19 protein-coding genes are annotated in these 21,108 nt (G+C 54.7%); 13 read left to right on the top strand and 6 right to left on the bottom strand.

Going from position 1 to position 21,108, the window contains the following annotated elements; all coding sequences use genetic code 11:
* Window positions 1-42 precede the first annotated feature (42 nt).
* From RHM61_RS10595 to RHM61_RS10575, 5 genes are read left to right on the top strand one after another with little or no spacing between them, the layout of a single operon-like run.
* Entirely contained in the window at window positions 43-669 is a 627-nt protein-coding gene (locus RHM61_RS10595) for a hypothetical protein (protein WP_322247272.1), read from the top strand.
* A complete protein-coding gene (locus RHM61_RS10590) occupies window positions 669-1,340 on the top strand; it encodes an ABC transporter ATP-binding protein (protein ID WP_322247271.1) in 672 nt (223 codons plus the stop codon). The genes RHM61_RS10595 and RHM61_RS10590 overlap by 1 nt, the downstream gene beginning before the upstream one ends.
* Window positions 1,337-2,581 carry an ABC transporter permease gene (locus RHM61_RS10585; protein ID WP_322247269.1) on the top strand — a complete coding sequence of 415 codons (1,245 nt, stop codon included), beginning with the start codon at window positions 1,337-1,339 and terminating at the stop codon, window positions 2,579-2,581. Before RHM61_RS10590 ends, RHM61_RS10585 begins: the two co-directional genes overlap by 4 nt.
* A 12-nt stretch (window positions 2,582-2,593) precedes the next feature.
* Window positions 2,594-3,322 (top strand): outer membrane lipoprotein-sorting protein, encoded by a 729-nt coding sequence (locus tag RHM61_RS10580; protein WP_322247267.1) that lies wholly within the window; start codon window positions 2,594-2,596, stop codon window positions 3,320-3,322.
* A gap of 3 nt (window positions 3,323-3,325) precedes the next feature.
* The gene (locus tag RHM61_RS10575) at window positions 3,326-4,558 is read left to right on the top strand and encodes a hypothetical protein (RefSeq protein WP_322247266.1); all 1,233 of its coding nucleotides are present in this window, start codon (window positions 3,326-3,328) and stop codon (window positions 4,556-4,558) included.
* A 13-nt stretch (window positions 4,559-4,571) separates the two neighbouring features.
* Here RHM61_RS10575 and RHM61_RS10570 read toward each other — a convergent pair whose 3' ends face one another.
* Window positions 4,572-5,684: an HD domain-containing phosphohydrolase gene (locus RHM61_RS10570; protein WP_322247265.1), complete on the bottom strand. Its 1,113-nt coding sequence runs from the start codon at window positions 5,682-5,684 to the stop codon at window positions 4,572-4,574.
* Between the two features lie 235 nt (window positions 5,685-5,919).
* Here RHM61_RS10570 and RHM61_RS10565 point away from each other — a divergent pair, with 235 nt between their 5' ends.
* On the top strand, window positions 5,920-6,264 hold the full coding sequence (locus RHM61_RS10565) for a hypothetical protein (RefSeq protein WP_322247264.1): 345 nt from the start codon (window positions 5,920-5,922) through the stop codon (window positions 6,262-6,264).
* A gap of 62 nt (window positions 6,265-6,326) precedes the next feature.
* On the opposite strand, the gene lpdA is transcribed toward RHM61_RS10565, so the two are convergent.
* The 3 genes from lpdA to aceE form a co-directional block, all read right to left on the bottom strand.
* A complete protein-coding gene (gene lpdA / locus RHM61_RS10560) occupies window positions 6,327-8,453 on the bottom strand; it encodes a dihydrolipoyl dehydrogenase (RefSeq protein ID WP_322247263.1) in 2,127 nt (708 codons plus the stop codon).
* A 14-nt stretch (window positions 8,454-8,467) separates the two neighbouring features.
* Window positions 8,468-9,796 (bottom strand): dihydrolipoyllysine-residue acetyltransferase, encoded by a 1,329-nt coding sequence (aceF, locus tag RHM61_RS10555; protein ID WP_322247261.1) that lies wholly within the window; start codon window positions 9,794-9,796, stop codon window positions 8,468-8,470.
* 93 nt (window positions 9,797-9,889) lie between these two features.
* The gene (gene aceE, locus RHM61_RS10550) at window positions 9,890-12,586 is read right to left on the bottom strand and encodes a pyruvate dehydrogenase (acetyl-transferring), homodimeric type (RefSeq protein WP_322247259.1); all 2,697 of its coding nucleotides are present in this window, start codon (window positions 12,584-12,586) and stop codon (window positions 9,890-9,892) included.
* A 398-nt stretch (window positions 12,587-12,984) separates the two neighbouring features.
* Between aceE and folD the strand changes: the two genes are divergently transcribed.
* From folD to RHM61_RS10520, 6 genes are all read left to right on the top strand, one after another.
* The gene (gene folD / locus RHM61_RS10545; RefSeq protein ID WP_322247257.1) at window positions 12,985-13,830 is read left to right on the top strand and encodes a bifunctional methylenetetrahydrofolate dehydrogenase/methenyltetrahydrofolate cyclohydrolase FolD; all 846 of its coding nucleotides are present in this window, start codon (window positions 12,985-12,987) and stop codon (window positions 13,828-13,830) included.
* 1 nt (window position 13,831) lies between these two features.
* Window positions 13,832-15,898, top strand: coding sequence for a M3 family metallopeptidase (locus RHM61_RS10540; RefSeq protein ID WP_322247256.1), 2,067 nt, complete (start codon window positions 13,832-13,834; stop codon window positions 15,896-15,898).
* A gap of 10 nt (window positions 15,899-15,908) precedes the next feature.
* Window positions 15,909-16,535: a glutaredoxin family protein gene (locus RHM61_RS10535; protein WP_322247254.1), complete on the top strand. Its 627-nt coding sequence runs from the start codon at window positions 15,909-15,911 to the stop codon at window positions 16,533-16,535.
* Window positions 16,519-16,956: a DNA polymerase III subunit chi gene (locus RHM61_RS10530; RefSeq protein ID WP_322247252.1), complete on the top strand. Its 438-nt coding sequence runs from the start codon at window positions 16,519-16,521 to the stop codon at window positions 16,954-16,956. Before RHM61_RS10535 ends, RHM61_RS10530 begins: the two co-directional genes overlap by 17 nt.
* Before the next feature lie 5 nt (window positions 16,957-16,961).
* Entirely contained in the window at window positions 16,962-17,327 is a 366-nt protein-coding gene (locus RHM61_RS10525; protein ID WP_322247250.1) for a hypothetical protein, read from the top strand.
* Window positions 17,328-17,477: 150 nt separating this feature from the next.
* A complete protein-coding gene (locus RHM61_RS10520) occupies window positions 17,478-18,749 on the top strand; it encodes a D-amino acid dehydrogenase (RefSeq protein ID WP_322247248.1) in 1,272 nt (423 codons plus the stop codon).
* Between the two features lie 125 nt (window positions 18,750-18,874).
* Here RHM61_RS10520 and RHM61_RS10515 read toward each other — a convergent pair whose 3' ends face one another.
* Complete coding sequence (locus RHM61_RS10515; protein ID WP_322247246.1) at window positions 18,875-19,384, bottom strand: Lrp/AsnC family transcriptional regulator; 510 nt, start codon at window positions 19,382-19,384, stop codon at window positions 18,875-18,877.
* Between the two features lie 145 nt (window positions 19,385-19,529).
* Here RHM61_RS10515 and RHM61_RS10510 point away from each other — a divergent pair, with 145 nt between their 5' ends.
* Window positions 19,530-20,675, top strand: coding sequence for a branched-chain amino acid ABC transporter substrate-binding protein (locus RHM61_RS10510; RefSeq protein WP_322247244.1), 1,146 nt, complete (start codon window positions 19,530-19,532; stop codon window positions 20,673-20,675).
* 64 nt (window positions 20,676-20,739) lie between these two features.
* On the opposite strand, the gene RHM61_RS10505 is transcribed toward RHM61_RS10510, so the two are convergent.
* On the bottom strand, window positions 20,740-21,048 hold the full coding sequence (locus RHM61_RS10505) for a c-type cytochrome (protein WP_322247243.1): 309 nt from the start codon (window positions 21,046-21,048) through the stop codon (window positions 20,740-20,742).
* Window positions 21,049-21,108 lie beyond the last annotated feature (60 nt).

Below are 21,108 nucleotides of genomic sequence, written 5' to 3'. Positions count from 1 at the left end.
GCTGTCAGGGTCGAATCACACCAACCACTACAGGAGAAACGCATGAATCTTCGTTCCCAATATCTGCCGTTTATCGCCGCCACCGTGTTATCACTGAGCGCCAGCGCGCCGGCACAGGCATTTTCAGAAGCCGCGTTTCAGGCGGCATTCACCCATCTGATGCATCCCCATCAAACCGAACAAGCCGCGGCCGCGTTTACCGCGTTACAGCAGAGCGAACCCGGGAATCCGCTGTTACTCGCCTACCGTGGTGCCAGCACCGCGAAACGCGCGGCCGACACGATTTTTCCATGGAAAAAAATGGCCTATGCTGAAGAGGGTATGGCCATGCTCGACAAAGCTTTACAGTTGGCCAGCGTGGCACCAGCCATGCATGGCAACGTGCCGCAACAACTCGAAGTCAAACTCACGGCGGCTAACACCTTTCTGGCGGTTCCCGGGTTTATGCACCGCGCCGGCCAAGCCAAACAATTACTCAAGGATATGTTGAGCGACACCCGGCTGCAGGCCACGCCGCTGGCATTTCGCGCCGCAGTGTGGTGGTGTGCAGCGCAGCAGGCACGCGCGGAAAAAAATCTGCCGCTGGCACGTAACTACCTCAATCAAATCATCGAGCACCATGCCGAGCAAAGCGCGCAGGCCGTACAACTGCTCAAGGAGTTGAGCTGATGAAGCCGGTCATAGAAATGCATGCCGTCCACAAGTCCTACCGCCTCGGTAGCCACTTGGTGCAAGCTTTACGCGGTGTCGACTTGCAGCTCGCGGCGGGTGAATTACTGGCTTTAACCGGTCCTTCCGGTAGCGGCAAGAGCACCATTCTCAATTTATGCGGACTGATAGATCGTCCCGATAGTGGTGACATTCTGATCAATGGCGCAGACATCGGCGGCCTCAGTGAAACCGCACTAACGCTGTATCGCCGCGATCAGATCGGCTTCATTTTTCAGAGTTTCAATTTAGTGCCGGTGATGACGGTGGCCGAAAACGTCGACTATCCGCTGTTCTTAAGCGGCGTGCCGGCGGCTGAACGGCGCGCACGCGTGGCGGCGCAGCTGGCAGCAGTCGGTCTGGCGGAACATGCCGCGCATTTACCCGATGCGCTCTCCGGTGGTCAGCGCCAACGCGTCGCCATTGCGCGCGCCTTGATCAAGCGTCCGAGCCTGGTGATCGCCGACGAACCGACCGCCAGCCTCGATTCGCACACCGCCGATCAAGTACTCGATCTGATGCGCGAACGCGGTCATGCCGAAGGCGCTGCCTTCGTCATCGCCAGCCATGATGAACGCCTGACGCGGCGCAGTGACCGCATCCTCACTCTGCTCGATGGGAAACTGCAATGACAACTCTGAGCCACTTCATCATCAGCAACCTGACTTGGCTGCGCTTCGCGTTTCAAAACAGTAAACGCAATCGCCGCCGCTCACTGGTTACCGTCGCCATCGCCGCCTTGGGCAGCGCCGCCATTTTACTCGCCGGCGGCTTTGCCAGCGCCAGCTATCAAGGTCTGGCCCAAGCCGCGGCGCGCAGCAGCGGGCATCTGATCGTCGGCACGCCGGCGCACTTCAGCAGCGAAGAATACACGCCGCTGCAGTTCGGCATCAGCCATGCCGAACTGCTGACACAAAAGCTGCTGAGCGACCCGGCGGTACGGTATGTGCTGCCGCGGGTAGATTTCAGCGGCCTCATCAGCAACGGCGATAAGTCGACCATCATGCTCGCCATCGGTATTGATCCGGTAGCTGAATTTGCCGTCAAAGGGCCGTTTTTACGCTTACTCGAGGGAGAACTACTAAGCCCACATCCGTCCAGCGCCGAAGTCGTGCTCGGTGCCAGTCTGGCTAAAACGCTCAAAGCCAAGCCGGGCAGTATGCTGACGCTGATGGTCAGCACCAGCGCCGGTGCGCTCAATGCCTTGGACGTCACAGTCTCAGGTTTGGTCTCGACCGGCATCCCCGATATCGACAAGCGTCTGGTGTATATCGATATCGGCTATGCGCAAAAAATTCTGGTCAGCGACAAGGTGTCGAGTCTGGGCTTATTTTTAAACAGCATCGATGCTACCGCAGCGGCGCAACAGCGCTTGGCGCGCACACTGCCACAGATGCGGATTCACACTTGGTTGGACGAAGCATTTTTCTATCGCTCGGTGCGCGATTTGTATAACCGCATTTTCGGGGCGCTTGGTTTGATCATCACGATGATCGTCGTGTTTGTAGTTGCCAATGCCATGGCGATGGCGATCATTGAACGCACCCGCGAAATTGCGACCCTGCGCGCCATGGGTACGCTGCCGTCAGAACTGCGGCGCAGCATTGCCTTCGAAGGAATGTTTCTCGGTGCCGCCGGCGCCTGTGGCGGTGCCCTGCTCGCCGTGCTGGTCTCTTTGCTGCTGCTGCTCTTCCCGGTCGACATGCCGCCACCACCGGGACAATCGGTCGGCTATCCACTGTTGGTGAACATCGATGCCGCCATGTATCTGAGTACCATCGGCATGATGGTACTGCTGGCGATGCTGTCTGCCAGCCTGATCGCCGGTCGCACTCTGCGTACTTCCATCGTCGTCGCCCTGGCGCATAACTGATACGGAGTCATCATGAAATTTCTGTACATTTTTTCTCTCAGCATGCTTGTTTGTAGCAGCACGCAAGCGCTCGAAGTCGGCCCCATGTTGGCTGCAGCCGATCAAGTTCGACTGGGCAGTGGCAATCTGCAAATCGATACCCACATCACCACCGTCCAGCGCGACGGCAGTGTCGAAAAGGAACGCGACTATCTGGTGTATTCCCAGCAGGCACGCCAGTCACTGGTACTGATGCAAAGTCCGGCAGAGAAAGGCCAGAAAGTGCTGATGTCGGGCGATGACTTTTGGATGATACTGCCCGGCAGCCAGCGGCCGATGCGTATCACACCTATGCAAAAACTGCTCGGCGACGCCGCCATCGGCGATATCGCCACCACCAGTTGGGCCGGCGATTACGACGGCAAGTTGATCGGTGAAGAACAATGCGAGGCACAGCGCTGCTGGCATCTGAGTTTGGCGGCGAACCGAACATCACTGGCCTATCAACACATGGAATTGTGGTTATCGAAACAGCATTACCTGCCGCTGAAAGCCGATCTGTATGTGCAATCGGAAAAGTTGGCGAAGCAAGCGCGTTTCATTATGGATGCGACGCAGAGCAGTGTCGCAGAGATGGTCTTGATTGATCAGCTCAGCAGCCACAAAGAAACCCGGATACGCTACCTCAAGCGCACGGCCAAGAGCATTCCGGCGGCATGGCTCAATCCCATGTTTTTGGCTAAAAATCCGAGCTTGGAGTAAGCCATGCGCTCTCGCTTCTGTACACCGGCACTGCTGCTCGCTACTTGCTTATTCCAGCCCTGCTGCAGCGCCGAGCAAAGCGTCAGCGGCCAAGTCCGCACACTGTGGAATACGGCGATCGAAAACAGCCAAGGCCCGGCCGCCGCGGCCGATCGTTTACTGCCCGGCATCGTCGACATGCGCGCCGCAACTGGCGTAGTCGAGGGCGAGTTGCATGTCACGCTACCCGGTGTTTATGGCATCGCTACCGTACAAGCAGACAGTCACAAGTACAGCACGGCGTGGCTCAATGAATTGGTGGCAAATTATGATGCCGGCGCCTGGCAATACAGTGCAGGAAAAAAAATCCTCAGTTGGGATGTCGGCTACGCCTTCCGCCCGAATGATGTGATCGCACGCGAAACCCGCCAAGCTCTGGTCAGCAGCACCTTGATCGGTAGGCCGCTGGCGATGGCCGAATATTTTACGGCCGAGCAGGCCGTCACGCTGGTCTGGGTCAATCCCGGTCAGCATGCCGCCGGTGACAGCAATCGCGAGCCGGCCGTGGCGGCACGTCTGTATCAGCGCGCCGGCGCACTCGACTGGTATGGTTTCGCTCGCTATGGCCAAGACAGTGCTGCCAGCCTCGGCAGCGCGCTGGCTTGGGTCAGTAACGAAGCGCTGGAACTGCATGCCTCGTATCGCTATCTGCAGCGCGCTGAGCTAGCGGGGCTAGATAGCGCAGCCCCTTTACTCGCCAGCAGCACACCAGTGAACACGACTCTGCAAGCACCGGCGCAGCAAGCCTTGATCGGTCTGACCTACACCACCGCAACCCAGCACAGCTGGCTGCTGGAGGCGTGGTGGGATGGCACGGCAGCGCCGGCTGCCGTCTGGCGCGAGTGGAATGAGCGTAATCGTCAATTGCAGGCATTCGCTACACAAAGAAGCACATTGAGCAGGCCAGTGGCCGGCAATTTGGCATGGCAAACCGGCTTACTGTCAGCCAGTGCCAATCTGCGGCGAAAAAATCTGTTGGCCCGCTGGAGTTGGCAAAGCGGCGCTTGGCAATACGCTTTCGATACGCTCTACACCCCGGAAGACGCGGCGCATGTCAGTACCGCCAGCTTGACTTGGCAAGGTGACCGTTGGCATATCGACGCCGGACTGCGCCATGCCGGCGGGCCCAGCAAGGCGATACTGAGCCAGTTACCGGTGAGGGATAATGCTTATGTAGCGGCGACCTGGGCGTTCTGAAGCAGCAGTCTGCTTATTGTTTCATCATGATGCTGCGCACCACATCATTGAAGGTGGTAACCATCTCAGGATCAAACTGCACATGAATATTGGCATTAATTTCGGAAATCGCGCTGAGCAGACTTTTCTTGTAACTGCGATCGGAACGCTCGGCCGTGATCGAGCAGAAGGTGTCAATGATGGCCAGCATGCGCCCGCCCGGGTGGATGGCTTCGCCGACCAAGCCATTCGGATAACCGGAACCATCGTAGAATTCATGATGGTTAAGTACGATCTGAGCTGCTTCGTCCCAGCCACCGAAGCGTAGCAACAGTTGGCAACTGATCTGCACATGCTCTTGCACGATACGCAGCTCTTCGCGCGACAACATGCCTTCTTTGTTGTAAATCGCGTGCGGAATAAAGCTCATGCCGACATCGTGCATGAGCGCGGCGGCGCGCAATTGATCGGGGTTGACCGGAAAACCCAAGGCTTCATTGAATGAGGCCGCCAATTGCACCGTTTGCTCGCTGCGGTTTTTACGGAACATGGTCAACATGTCCATGCGCACCGACAGACTGCGCATCAATTCCATATCATCCGGCAAAGTCAATTCGACCTTGCCCAGTTTGTGATTGGTATTTTTTTCCACCACCCGCCCGCCCAAAGCCACGATGGCATCGCGAAACACGGCCGGCGTCAAACCATTGACGGTATTGGCTTGCAGTGCTTCGCACACATCGGACAAACGTCGCCGTTGAATTTCATCGGCCGCGCCGGTGGCGATCAACTCCGATAACAAGGCTTCGATCTGATCGGTGGCCAGCAGTAAAAATTCGCCGAGCTCAGGAAAATATTGTTCCGGATGCGCGCGCACCCGGGCAAACACTTCTTCTATTCTATGGAGTAAGGCATTGAGCGGTGCCAGTCCGACCATCTGACAATTCCCTTTAAGGGAATGCATGGAACGAAACATGCGGTGGATGTATTCGGTACCACCATGCTGATTCAAGGCTTTGACGCAGACTTCCACTTCGGCGCAGCATTCACGGGTGCAGTCGACGAAATCATCGATAATGCTGCGCTCCATTGCCAGAAATCCCGGGCAGCTGAATTTTTCAGCATTACTGACTGTGTTGGTGGTCATGGCGATCCGTCCTCGTCTCAATGTGGGCTACGCTGGCTCAGTGCAAGCTTGGGTCAATATAATGATAAATATAACTGAAAACGCGCAAGCCAAGGACTTATTGACACAATTTATCATTATCCGTCGTTTCGCGAAGCGACACATCGCTGCCACCGCGAGCAGGTCGAGAAATTTGCAACTTGCGAGGCAATTCGAGAGATAATGGCAGATCCGACACCAGCAGGGAGTTTGCAGATTGAAAGCCAGCCACCGATTATTGAGTACTCTGGCCACGATGCTGCTATTGAGCGCCTGCCAAAAAGCTGTCCGTAGCCCTGAAACGGTCACGTATCTGATCAAAGGTGACAAGCACAGCGCGATTTATCCACTCGATATCGTATCGAGCAGCGAAGATGTGCACATCCATTTACAGCCAGCCGCACCCGACCCGCAAGTGTGGGCGATGGAAAATAATGGCACTCCTGTGCAATTCAACTTCAGCCGCGAGGGCGATACACTGATCGTGCCCGGGAAATTCGAACATTTACAATTGCGTCATGCTCCCGATGGGGATATCGACATCAGCAAAATAGAAAAATAGAACTGCTTGATTGAAAAAAAACCCCGCTGATGTAAGGCAGCGGGGTTTTTTTACAACAGTATTTACTTCTTACGTTGCGGTGGCAAATCCGTACAGACGCCTTTATACACTTCCGCCGCCATGCCTATCGATTCGCCCAGCGTTGGATGAGGATGGATGGTTTTGCCGATATCGACGGCATCCGCACCCATTTCTATGGCCAAGGCGATTTCACCGATCATATCGCCGGCATGCGTGCCGACCATGCCGCCACCAACGATGCGTTTGGTTTCTGCATCGAATAACAACTTGGTGAAGCCTTCATCACGGCCATTGGCCACTGCGCGACCCGAAGCCGCCCATGGGAAATGACCTTTTTCGTATTTGATACCCTTGGCTTTGGCATCATCTTCGGTCAGACCCACCCACGCGACTTCCGGATCGGTGTAAGCCACCGATGGAATCACGCTGGCATCGAAATAGGCTTTCTCACCGGCTGCCGCTTCGGCTGCCACATGCGCTTCATGCACAGCTTTGTGGGCCAACATAGGTTGACCGACCAAGTCGCCGATGGCAAAAATATGCGGCACGTTGGTGCGCATTTGTTTGTCTACGTTGATGAAACCACGCTCGCTGACTGCCACGCCAGCTTGGTCGGCGGCGATTTTTTTACCGTTAGGACTACGACCGACTGCTACCAGCACCAAATCATACAATTGTGGCGCAGGTGAGGCGACCGCAGCGTCAACGCTTTCGAAGCTGACTTTAATTCCTTCCGGCAGGGCTTCAACGGCGACCGTTTTGGTTTTCAACATGATGTTGTCAAAACGTTTTTCATTAAATTTCTGCCAGACTTTGACCATGTCACGATCAGCACCCTGCATCAAGCCATCCATCATTTCGACCACGTCGATACGCGCACCCAAGGTGGAATACACGGTGGCCATTTCCAGACCGATGATGCCGCCGCCGATGACCAGCATGCGTTTTGGAATCTGCCGCAATTCCAAGGCACCGGTACTGTCGACAATCCGCGGATCGGCCTGTTCCTTGGCACCGATAAAGGGCAAATTCACCACCGCAGAACCAGCTGCAATGATAGCTTGCTTGAACTGTATGGTCTTGCGCGTGCCATCGGCGGCGGTCACCGTCAGGTGATACGGGCTGACGAATTGTCCTACGCCCTGCTCCACAGTGACTTTGCGCGCCTTGGCCATGCCGGACAAACCACCGGTCATTTTTTTGATCACGCCGTCTTTATACGCACGCAATGCATCGATATCGATCGCCGGCTTGGCATACGTTACGCCATGCGCGGCCATGGTAGCGGTTTCATCGATCACTGCAGCCACATGCAACAAGGCTTTCGAAGGAATGCAGCCGACGTTGAGGCAAACACCGCCTAAAGTGGCATATTTTTCGACCAACACGGTTTGCATGCCCAGATCAGCGGCACGGAACGCCGCCGAATAACCGCCAGGACCAGCACCAAGCACCAGCATCTCGCATTCGAGATCAACCGTGCCGCTGTAATTGCCAGCGGCTGGGGCGGCTACGACTGCTGCTGTCGCTGCTGCCGCTGCCGGTACTGTAATTGCAGCCGCGACAGCAGGGGCCGCCGTGGTGGTTTCCAATTCCAGCAAAGGCGTGCCTTCGGCGACTTTATCGCCGACCTTGACTTTGATAGCCCGTACCACACCGCCCAAGCTGGTCGGAATTTCCATACTGGCCTTGTCCGACTCAACCGTGATCACCGACTGATCGAGCTTGACGGTATCGCCAACTTTGACCATGAGTTCGATGACTTCGACTTCTTTGAAGTCGCCGATATCGGGCACATTCACGGTGACCAGCGTTGCTACCGCCGCGGCTGCAGCTACAGCGGCTACTGGCGCGGCCGGCGTTGCTGCGGCCGCAGGCGCTGCGGCTGCCACCGGTGCTGCTGCAGTTGCCGGTGCAGAGACGGCAGCAGCGCCGGACTCTAATATCAGCATCAAGCCACCTTCGGCGATTTTGTCACCGATTTTGACGCGTAATTCTTTGATCACACCAGCATGACTCGATGGAATTTCCATACTCGCCTTGTCCGACTCGACCGTCACCAAGGATTGATCGACCTTGACCGTATCGCCTACCTTCACCAGCAACTCAATGACTTCGACTTCTTTGAAATCGCCGATATCGGGCACTTTGACTTCGATTGTACTCATCGCAGATTCTCCGTTTACAGCAGGGTTTTACGCAAATCAGCCAAGATATCGCCCAAATAGGCGGAGAACTTGGCGGCCATGGCACCATCGATGACACGGTGATCATACGACAAAGACATTGGCAACATCAGGCGCGGCACGAACTGCTTGCCATCCCATACCGGTTTCATGCTCGACTTGGACAAACCGAGGATCGCCACTTCAGGCGCATTGATGATAGGCGTAAACGCCGTGCCACCGATACCACCGAGGGAAGAAATGGTAAACGTAGCGCCTTGCATGTCGGCCGGTTTGAGCTTGCCATCGCGGGCCTGGGCTGACAATTCACCCATTTCCAGCGCGATTTGCGAAAGCGTTTTTTGGTCGGCATTCTTAATCACCGGCACCACCAAGCCATTCGGCGTATCGGCGGCAAAGCCGATGTTGTAATACTGCTTGAGGATCAGGTTGGCACCGTCAGCATCGAGCGAAGCATTGAAAGCCTTGAATTTTTTCAGTGCCGCTACGCTGGCCTTGATGACGAACGCCAGCATGGTCAACTTGACGCCGGATTTGACCAAGGCATCGTTGGACGATTTGCGGAACTCTTCGAGGCCGGTAATATCAGCTTCGTCGAAGTGCGTGACATGCGGAATCATGACCCAATTGCGATGCAAATTCGGACCGCTGAGTTTTTTGATGCGCGACAAAGGCAGTAATTCGGTGGCACCGAATTTACTGAAGTCCAGCGATGGCCATGGCAACACGTCGAGACCGACGCCGCTGCCGGTTTTCGCCGGTGCTGCCAAAGCTGCCACAGCAGTGCTGCCAGCCATGATGCCCTTGACAAAGTTCTGTACATCTTCTTGGGTGACGCGGCCTTTTTGGCCGGAACCGGCAACGCGTGCCAGATCGACGCCGAGTTCGCGTGCATATTTACGTATCGATGGCGAAGCGTGGGCTTTGCCGGCCGCAGCGGTGGCTGCCGGTGCGGCAGCTGCAGCCTGAGCAGGAGCCTGAGCAGGCGCAGGCGCTGCCGGTGCCGCAACTGTCGCAGCAACTGCAGGTGCCGCCACCGCTGCCACGGCTGGCGCTGCAGCTGCAGCTGGAGCAGGAGCAGCAGCAGCAGACGCCTCCACCACCACCATGGCCGAGCCTTCAGCGATCTTGTCGCCAACCTTGACTTTAATTTCGGTTACCACACCGGCATGGCTAGATGGAATTTCCATGCTGGCCTTGTCCGATTCAACTGTAATCAACGATTGATCGACCTTGACCGTATCGCCGACTTTCACCATCAGTTCAATGACTTCGACTTCCTTGAAATCGCCGATATCGGGCACTTTGACTTCAATTGTACTCATAGGATTAGCTCCGTTATGTTCTTCAGATAAGAGAAGCGCGGCACGCGGCAGCGCTTCCGAAGGCCGGCAACCAGTGCCGCCGACCCAGCTCAATCAGACTGTGACAGGATTCGGTTTGTCAGCATTGATGCCATACTTGGCGATGGCTTGCGCCACCACTGAGGCAGACAAAGCACCTTCATCAGCGAGTGATTTAAGCGCAGCGATGACCACGAAATAACGGTTCACTTCAAAGAATTCGCGCAATTTCGCACGCGAGTCGGAACGACCGAAACCATCGGTGCCGAGTACTTTATAGCTACGGCCTTTAGGAATGAAGGCGCGCACTTGTTCAGCAAAGGTACGCATGTAATCGGTCGAAACAACGATAGGGCCAGTGCTGTCCTTGAGGCATTCGGTGATGTACGGCAGACGCGCCGTTTCGGTCGGATGCAGCATGTTCCAGCGTTCGATATCCTGGCCATCACGCGCCAGCAGAGTAAACGATGGTGCGGACCAGACGTCGGCAGCAATGCCCCAGTCATTGATGAGCAAATCAGCGGCAGCGATCACTTCACGCAAAATCGTACCGGAACCCATCAATTGCACGCGGTGCTTAGTGCTTTGTTCGGCTTTCTGCAACTGGTACAGACCTTTGATGATGCCGGCTTCTTGGCCCGCTTTCAGACCCGGATGACTGTAATTTTCATTCATCAAGGTGATGTAGTAGAACACATCTTCCTGATCGGTAACCATACGGCGCAAACCATCATGCATGATGACCGCAACTTCATGAGCGAAGGTAGGATCATACGGTACGCAATTCGGAATGGTCGAAGCCAATACATGGCTGTGGCCATCTTCATGCTGCAAGCCTTCACCATTGAGCGTGGTGCGACCGGCGGTACCGCCGAGCAGGAAGCCGCGTGCGCGCATGTCGCCGGCAGCCCAAGCCAAGTCACCGATACGTTGCAGACCAAACATCGAGTAATACGTGTAGAACGGAATCATCACGCGGTTATTGGTCGAGTAGGAAGTGGCCGCAGCAATCCACGAACTCATGCCGCCGGCTTCATTGATACCTTCTTGCAGAATTTGGCCGGCTTTATCTTCGCGGTAGTACATCACCTGGTCTTTATCGACTGGTTCGTACAATTGACCCACCTGGCTGAAAATACCGATCTGACGGAACAAACCTTCCATCCCGAAGGTACGCGACTCATCAACCATAATAGGCACCACGCGCTGGCCGAGGCTGGCGTCGCGCAGCAGCGCCGTCAAAATTCGCACATACGCGGCGGTAGTCGAAATTTCGCGACCTTCTGCCGTCGGTTCAAGCATGGCTTGGAAAGCTGTCAGCGGTGGCACGACCAAGGCTTCATCGGCTTTCTGACGACGCTGTGGCAAATAACCACCGAGCGCCTGACGACGCGCATGCAGGTATTGCATTTCCGGGGTGTCATCGGCCGGTTTGTAGAAGGGAATCGACGGTAAATCGGCATCCGCGATCGGCAACTGGAAGCGATCACGCATGGCTTTGATCGCTTCGTCGTCGAGCTTCTTGGTATTGTGCGCAGTATTGCGTGCTTCGCCGGACTTACCGAAACCGAAGCCCTTGATACTCTTGGCCAGAATAACCGTCGGCGAACCTTTGTTTTCCTGGGCCACTTTGAAGGCTGCATAGATTTTATGCGGATCATGGCCACCGCGGGTCAAGCGCCAGATATCATCATCCGACATCTTGGCGACCATTTCCAGCAATTTCGGGTGTTTGCCAAAGAAATTGGCGCGGACATAGGCACCATCTTTGGCTTTGTAATTTTGGTATTCGCCATCGACGGTTTCCATCATTACTTTTTGCAGTATGCCGTCTTTGTCTTTCGCCAGCAATTCATCCCAGCCTGCACCCCAAATGACTTTCACAACATTCCAACCGGCACCGCGGAAATCCGATTCCAGTTCTTGTATGATTTTGCCGTTGCCGCGTACCGGACCATCAAGGCGTTGCAAGTTACAGTTGACCACGATAACCAGATTGTCGAGTTGCTCGCGACCGGCCATACCGATGGCACCCATCGATTCCGGTTCATCCATCTCACCATCACCGCAGAAGGCCCAGACTTTACGTTTTTCCGTGTCGGCGATGCCACGGGCATGCAAATACTTGAGGAAGCGCGCTTGGTAAATCGCCATCAGTGGGCCCAGGCCCATCGATACGGTAGGGAATTGCCAGAAGTCAGGCATCAGTTTCGGATGCGGATACGAAGATAAACCCTTGCCATCGACTTCGCGACGGAAATGGATCAACTGTTCTTCAGTCAAACGGCCTTCCAAAAACGCGCGGGCATAAATACCGGGGGAAGAATGGCCTTGAATGTACAGCAGATCGCCGCCGTGATCTGCGGTCGGCGCATGCCAAAAATGGTTGAAGCCTATGCCCAGCATATTAGCCAGCGAAGCGAAGCTGGACAAGTGACCACCCAGATCGCCATCGACCCGGTTCGCCTTGACGACCATGGCCATGGCATTCCAACGCATCATCGAGCGCAGTTTTTCTTCGATTTCCAAATTGCCCGGGCAATGCTCGCCCTGATCGGCTGGAATCGTGTTGACATACGCGGTATTGCTGGAAAATGGGATGTGCGCACCGCGACGGCGCGCCAGATCGACCATGCGTTCCATCAGATAATGAGCACGTTCCGGCCCTTCGTTGTCAATCACGGATTCGAGCGCGTCGAGCCACTCATTGGTCTCCATTACATCGGGATCGTTGACGGCTTGCGCCAGAACTTGGTCTATCTGGGGTGACATACAGGTCTCCTGTTGGTGTACTTTTTCTGAGAAAGCACGTGGGCGTATCGACAAATTAAAGCATGACTTTTTATTGCTACAAGTATTTTAACAGGGCTTTTTTAATTTACCAAATAGCGATATGCAATACCATAATGTGAAATTATACTGCTGCGCAACATATTTTCAGATAATTCTTTGTCAAGCACATACTTGCTTGGTGTTAAGTCGTATTGCACTGCAATAAAGAAGGGATTTCAGCGCTTTTCCAGCGTCGCTTTTCCGTCAAACTAAAGCACATGCAAGCGCGTGAGCATTCCCGCCACAGCAAATTTGCGCAATTTCCTAAAACGCACTGCCAATCCCAGCCCATCCCTTATAATCGCGTTTCCCCCCCTTTTTTTTTGCTGATTGCGATCATGACTGCCCACATCATTAACGGAACCGAACTCTCCCAACAATTGCGTACCGAAGTCAGCCGCCGCGCCGCCGCCTTAAGCGCACAAGGGCGCCAGCCCGGCTTGGCCGTGCTGCTGGTCGGTGAAAATCCGGCTTCGCAAGTGTATGTGCGCAATAAAGTCAAAGCCTGCGAAGACTGCGGTTTTTATTCGATACTCGAAAAATATGAGGCTGATCTCAGCGAAGCGACGCTGTTGGCGCATATAGAACGGCTCAATAATGACCCGAAAATCAACGGTATCTTGGTACAACTGCCCTTGCCGGCACATATCGATGCCAATAAGGTCATTGAAGCCATTGCCGCAGAAAAAGATGTCGATGGTTTCCATGTCAGCAATGCCGGTCTGCTGATGACCGGCAAGCCCTTGTTCCGCCCCTGCACCCCTTACGGCGTGATGAAAATGCTCGAGTCTATCGACTATCCACTGCGTGGTGCCAATGCCGTCATCGTCGGTGCCTCAAATATCGTCGGCAAGCCGCAAGCGATGCTGCTCTTGCAAGCTGGGGCTACCGTCACCATCTGTAATTCGAAAACCCGTGATCTCGGCGCGCACACACGCAATGCCGACATCCTCGTCGTCGCCACCGGCATCCGCAACATCGTCACGGCCGACATGGTCAAGCCCGGTGCCGTGGTGATCGATGTCGGCATGAACCGCGATGATGCCGGCAAACTGTGCGGCGATGTCGATTTCGCCAATGTCAAAGAAGTCGCCGGTTACATCACACCGGTGCCGGGCGGCGTTGGTCCGATGACGATCACGATGTTACTTGTCAACACTATCGAAGCTGCCGAAAGAAACTGATATGACCCACGCCTCTCCCTTGCTCGACTTTTCCGACCTGCCTCGCTTCGCCGACCTGCGCGCCGAAGAGATCACGCCGGCCATCACACAACTGATCGCCGAATGCCGCGCCGTTGTGACGCAGTTGACGGCCGACAGCGCTGCCGCCGAGCTGAGCTGGGACAATTTCGTCATCCCGCTGGAAAATGTCACCGAGCGGCTGGGACGGGCGTGGAGTACGATCAGCCATCTCAACGGCGTGGCAGACACACCGGAATTGCGTGCCGCTTACAATGAAAATCAACCTGCCGTCACCGAATTCTGGACCGAGCTCGGCCAGAATCTGGCGCTGTTCGAGCGCTATAAAGCGCTGCAAGCACGCCCCGACTTTGCAAACCTGGCCGCGGCACGCCAAACCATCATCAGCAACGCCATCCGTGATTTCCGTCTCGGCGGTGCCGAACTGAGTGAAGAACACAAGCAGCGCTATGCGGAGATTCAAGAACAGCAAGCCATGTTGTCGACCAAGTTTTCTGAAAACGTGCTCGACGCGACCAATGATTACCGTTTGCTGGTGGCTGATGTCAAACAATTAGCCGGTCTGCCTGAGGATGTCATCGCAGCGGCGCATGCGGCGGCTGCCGCCGAAGACCGCAGCGGCTATCAATTCACGCTGCACTTCCCTTCGTATTTCCCCTTATTACAATATGCCGATGAGCGGCAGTTGCGCGAACAAATTTATCGTGCCAATGCGACCAAGGCCTCGGAACTCGGCGCCAAGCCGGAATGGGATAACAGCAGCCTGATCGAGCAATTGCTGGCTTTGCGCGAAGAAGAGGCTGGCTTACTCGGTTACAGTAATTTCGCCGAAGTGTCGTTAGTCAGTAAAATGGCTGAGTCACCAGCCCAAGTCAGCGCCTTCCTGCTGGACTTGGCGCTGCGCGCACGACCATATGCAGAAAAAGATTTGCAAGAGTTACGCAGTTTTGCCGCTGCCGAACTCGGTATCGCTAGCCTGGAAGCCTGGGATGTCGCCTATGCCTCAGAAAAATTACGCGAAAAACGTTATGCCTTCTCCGAACAAGAAGTCAAACTCTACTTCCCCGAACATCAAGTCGTGCAAGGCTTGTTCAACGTGATTCAAACTCTGTTTGCGGTCAATATCAAACCCGATCAAGCCAGTACCTGGCATGCCGATGTCAAATTTTTCCGCATCGAAAAAGACGGTGAATTGGTCGGCCAGTTTTATCTCGACCTGTATGCCCGCGCCGGTAAGCGCGGCGGGGCTTGGATGGATGATGCGCGCGGCCGTCGCCGCACCGACGCCGGCATCCAGACTCCGGTGGCTTACTTGGTCTGCAATTTCACCCGTCCAGCCGTTACCGATGGCGTCGCCAAACCGGCTTATTTCACGCATGACGAAGTGATCACCCTGTTCCATGAATTCGGCCATGGCCTGCACCATTTGCTGACTCAGGTGGAAGAATTGTCAGTATCCGGCATATCAGGAGTGGAATGGGATGCGGTCGAATTGCCCTCGCAATTCATGGAAAATTTTTGCTGGGAGTGGGATGTGCTGCAGCAAATGAGTGCCCATGCCGAAACCGGTGCCGGTTTGCCGCGTGCGCTGTATGACAAAATGATCGCAGCACGTAACTTCCAATCGGGCTTACAGACCTTGCGCCAAGTGGAATTCGCTCTGTTCGACATGCGTCTGCATGGTGCCGATCAAAGCGGCTACCAAACACCGCAAGAAATTCTCGCTGCCGTGCGCAGCCAGGTAGCGGTATTCTCCGCGCCGGAATTCAGCCGCGTCCAGCATTCGTTCAGCCATATCTTTGCCGGCGGCTATGCGGCCGGGTATTACAGTTACAAATGGGCAGAAGTGCTGTCAGCTGATGCCTATGCGGCCTTTGAAGAACATGGTATCGCGGAAGGCAGTAATCTTTCGCGCCGCGCCGGGCTTCAATTTCAGCAAGAAGTATTGGAAGTCGGCGGCTCGCGGCCGGCACTGGTGTCCTTCACCGCCTTTCGCGGCAGAGCGCCATCGATTGATGCCCTGCTGCGACACAGCGGCATGAGTAACTGAGGAGGCGACGGTGCCACGCCATACCCTCATGTTGATAGGCAGCTTGTCTGCCTTACTGCTCAGTGCGGCAACACAGGCCGAGGTGTATAAGTCGGTGGGGCCAGATGGTAGCGTGACTTACTCAGACACGCCACCGCCACCCGGACGCGTTCTGCTGGAAAAAAAATCGCTGCCCAATGCCGAAGCCAACCCCGGGTTTTCGTATGAACTGGCGCTGGCAGCGAGTACTCAGCCGGTAATCCTCTACAGCATGGCAAACTGCCCGCCCTGCGTCGATGGAGCCAAGCTGCTGAAAGCGGCGGGCATTCCATTTCTCGAACAAACCATCAGTACCCCGCCCGAGCAAGAGCGCTTGAAACAACTGGGCGGCGACAGCCAACTGCCGTTTCTCACCATAGGCAGCAAGAAACTGCATGCGTTTAATCCCGACGAGTGGAAAGCCGCGCTCAAACTGGCCGGCTACCCGGCGGCCAACCGTTTGCCGGCTGATTATCGTTATCCCGCCCCACAGCGCTTGCTGCCGGCTGGTCCAAGCGCTGCGTCTGGCAACAGCAACAGCAAGAGTAACAGCAAGAGTAACAATCCGCCGCCGACCGCCGCACCGAAACCTGGTACTGATCATGACTTCCGCTTCTGAACCCACCCGCATTGATTTTCACAGCAATGTCAGTGACCCCATCCATTACGCTTGCCGGCTGATTCGCAAGGCCCGTGCGGCCAACTGCCGCTTGGTCGTATATCACCCGGAGGCCGCACTGCTGCAGCAACTGAGCCACGCCCTGTGGACCCTCGATGACAGCGCGTTTTTGCCGCATGTGATGGCTGACGACCCCTGTGCGCCGCAAACGCCGGTGATCTTCTGCCAGCGCGAGCTGCAACTGAGCCCGCACTTTGAGTTATTGCTCAATTTAAGCAGCTCGGCACCACCACAATTCGGCCTGTTCGGGCGCATGATAGAAATCGTCCCCAGCACGGCGCAAGCCACCGCGCTTGGACGCGAACGCTACCGCGGCTATCAACAACAAGGCTTTGCACTCTTCCACCACGTCGCGAATTAACTCTGATGAATACACAACTTGACGCCAGCATTCCTGTACTCACTGAAATCATCGAGGTCGCCACCCCGCTCACAGCGCTCAGCAGCGCTGCGGCCAGCTCCAGCGATGCCGCGGCCAGCCCCGGCTTGCAGCCCGATTCCGAGCAATGGCTGCTACTCGAACAAACGCTGAAAGAAAACGTCCTCAAACAGATTTTGGCGCGCGTCGACTTCGTGCTCGAACATCGGGTACGCGATAACCTCGCCGATATCTTGCAAACGGCGGTAGAAGGCTTGGCCGCAGAAATACGCAGCGGGCTGAAAAATTCGCTGGAAGATATCGTTACGCGTGCAGTTAATCAGGAAATCACCAAGGCAAAGATACAAAAATAGTCAAATTAATCGAGTCGACTTTCATTTATAAACATCAATTCAATTTTTTCGTTCATAAATAAAAATATTGGTTCACTTTCTGACTACCTCAATTCGCCAAGACTTTCTACAATCATCTCTCGACAAAAAAATTATCAGGAGATTTTGCCAATGAAAGTCATCGTCCTCGGCGCCGGCATTATAGGAACCGCTACGGCTTGGTTTCTCAATCAACAAGGTCACGAAGTGACTGTGATCGAGCGTCAGCCCGGTGCCGCCCAGGAAACCAGTTTTGCCAACGGATGCCAGATTTCGGTATCGCATGCCGAACCCTGGGCTAATCCTTCCGCCCCACTGAAAGTACTGAAGTGGCTGGGCCAAGCGGATGCCCCGCTGCTGTTCCGACCACGCGCCGAATACTTGCAATGGGCCTGGGGCATACGCTTTCTGCGCGAATGCACACAAACCCGAACCGACCACAATATCCGTCAAATTGTCGCGATTTCAGAATACAGCCGGCAAACGCTGCAAGAGGTAGTGGCCGAGACCGGCATCGAATACGATCGCCAGCAACAGGGGATTTTGCATTTCTATACCGATCAGAAGGAATTCGACAGTTCTCTGCCGGCTGCGCAATTGATGCGCGATCTCGGTTGTCCGCGTATTTCCATCGCGGCCGATGAGGTGGTACGACGGGAACCGGCACTGGCCGGGATTCGCGCCCAGATCGTCGGCGGCGACTATACCGAGAACGATGAGTCGGGCGACATCTACAAATTCACCACGCGCTTGGCTGAGCTGGCGCGTCAAGCTGGCGTCACGTTTCAATACAATACCAGTGTGACACGCCTGCTCACCGAAGGCAGCGCAGCCGCTGCCAAGATCACCGGCGTGGAAGTGATTGATGGAGCGGGCCGCCATCAAGTGCTGCATGCCGATTCCTTCGTGGTGGCGATGGGCAGCTTCTCACAAGCGCTACTCAAACCGCTAGGTATCAATCTGATGATCTATCCGGGTAAAGGCTATTCGGCTACCTATGCCATCCGCGACGCCGCGGCTGCCCCGACGGTCTCGCTCACCGATGATGGTTACAAACTGGTAGTCTCGCGCCTCGGCGACCGCCTGCGCGTGGCCGGCACCTGTGAAATCAACGGTTACAGCCGCGAACTCAACAGTGCCCGCTGCGCCGCCATCACGCGGCGCACCCGTGAATTATTCCCGCATGCCTGCGACTACGACAATCCGACCTACTGGACCGGTTTACGGCCACTGACGCCGTCGAACATTCCGTACATAGGCAAAACCCGGTATACCAACCTGTTCCTCAATACCGGCCATGGCACGCTGGGCTGGACCATGGGGGTCGGTTCCGGCCGCGCCATCGCTGAAATCATGTCAGGACACCGACCCGAAGTCGATTTCGCCTTCACCGGCAGCATCTGAATTATTTCCGCACAGTAATTTTTCGCCGCATGCTGCAGTCGAGTTAAGCCGAGGCGAGCATGACAGCCCGCTCAAAGACGGTCAAAACCGTGCTTGAGCGGCTATTTTTTGCCACAATCGGCAAATTATTTTTTCACTCTTACCAGTAGCTCGGTAGCCTTTTCATCGAACCCAATACGGGTACTGAACTTGGTCTTTTTCATCGGGAAACGTGAGTGGAAATGTCGGACATTGCCGGAACCGGAAATGGCGCGCCGCACAAATTGATAGTAGCCATCCATGTCAATCACGTGCACAACCAGAAAATAATCGTACTCACCGGAGACGAAATAACACTGCATGACTTCACTCTCTTTATTCATGCGTGCCTCAAAATCGTGCATGAATTCGTCGCCCTGATTGGTCAGGGAAACTTCAAGAAACGCCAGCATGCCGTAACCGAGTGCAAATGGATCGACCATACTGACCTCAGCATTGATCACTCCTGCCTCTCGTAACTCTCTGATGCGGCGCAAACAAGTCGGCTGAGAAATGTGTAATTTCTCAGCCAAGCTGCGCGTTGGGATTTGGTTGTCTTTTTGAAGCTGGTTCAAAAGCTTGCGATCCAGCTTGTCGAGCGCACGGAATTGGGGCATATAAAAATCGTTATTCTTGAAAAAAAAACGCACAAAATAGCTTTGCGAAACATTTTTTATGTTGTACCTTTTGCCTATTCAGTTATCTGGATAAGTCTGTAAGGCAGTATTGTTGTTCTACTTTTCAAACCTTAGGAGTATGTTCATGTCGTTCAAAACTAAAATGATTCCACTGGCAGGCGCAATTGCATTCGCTTTCGCCGGTACTGCGGCAGCTCAGGAAGTAGTAATTAAAATTGGTCACGTCGGACCAGTTTCAGGTTCCATCGCCCATCTGGGTAAAGATAACGAAAACGGCGCCAAAATGGCGATCGAAGAACTGAACGCCAAAGGCGTTATGATCGGCGGTAAAAAAGCCAAATTCGAACTGCTGACAGAAGATGACGCTGGCGATCCGAAACAAGGCACTACCGTAGCACAGAAACTGGTTGATGCGAAAGTCAACGGCGTCATCGGTCACTTGAACTCCGGCACCACAATCCCAGCATCGAAAATCTACAACGACGCCGGCATTCCACAAATCTCGCCATCGGCAACCAATCCTAAGTACACGCAACAAGGCTTCAAAGGCGCGTTCCGTGTAGTTGCCAATGACGGCCAATTGGGCGGTACACTCGGTCGTTACGCAGTACAAATCAATAAAGCGAAAAAAGTCGCCGTCATTGATGATAAAACAGCCTACGGCGAAGGCGTCGCTGCTGAATTTATCAAAGGTGCCAAAGGCAAGGGCGCAGAAATCGTCGTACAAGAGCATACCACTGACAAATCAACTGATTTCAGCGCTATCCTGACCTCGATCAAAGCGAAAAAACCTGACGTCATTTTCTTCGGCGGTATGGATGCAGTAGCTGGTCCTATGCTGCGTCAGATGAAAGCACTCGGCATCGAAGCCAAATTCATGGGCGGCGACGGCATCTGCACAACCGATCTGGTTAAATTGGCTGGCGACGGCATTGCTGATGGCCAGGTAGTCTGCGCTGAAGCGGGCGGTGTTCTGGATGCGCAAAAAACAGCGAATGACAAATGGAAAGCTGATTACAAGAAGAAATTCGGTATCGATGTACAAATCTACGCACCGTATGTCTACGATGCTGTGATGACTATGGTACAGGCAATGAAAGAAGCCAATTCAGCTGAACCGGCAAAATACCTGCCATTCCTGAAGAAAATCAAATACCACGGCGTCACTGGTGACATCGCATTTGATGATAAAGGCGATATCAAAGACGGCACACTGACTTTGTACACATACAAAGGCGGCAAACGTGACATCTTGGCTGTGACTAAATAAGTCTTGCTTCAAGTAAAAAAGCCCGGTTTCAAAACCGGGCTTTTTTTATGTGCGCAGGCAGTGTTTACTTCTGCGACAGCACCCATTTCACCAGCGTATGTGCTTCTGCATCGCTGACTTGCGGATTAGCCGGCATCGCCATCGCGCCCCACACGCCGCTGCCGCCCTTTTGTACTTTCATCGCTAATTTGGCTTCAGCCGTTTTGTCGCCGGCGTATTTTTTAGCGACGTCCTTGTAAGCAGGACCAACCAGTTTGGTGTCAACCGCATGACAAGCCATGCAATTTTTTGATTTGGCCAATTCCAGATTTGCCATCGCTGAACCAGAGGCCATCATTGCCACTGCCGCGCCGACCAATAATGCATATTTCATTACTCTCTCCAAGTTAATTAGTGCCCCATCATTCTAGCGCGTTTCAAAGATTTGCAAAGA

Origin of the sequence: Undibacterium sp. CCC3.4, from assembly GCF_034347425.1 — a bacterium.
In the GTDB taxonomy this organism is placed as follows: Bacteria; Pseudomonadota; Gammaproteobacteria; order Burkholderiales; family Burkholderiaceae_D; genus Undibacterium.
This window is presented reverse-complemented; position numbering and strand designations above follow the sequence as displayed.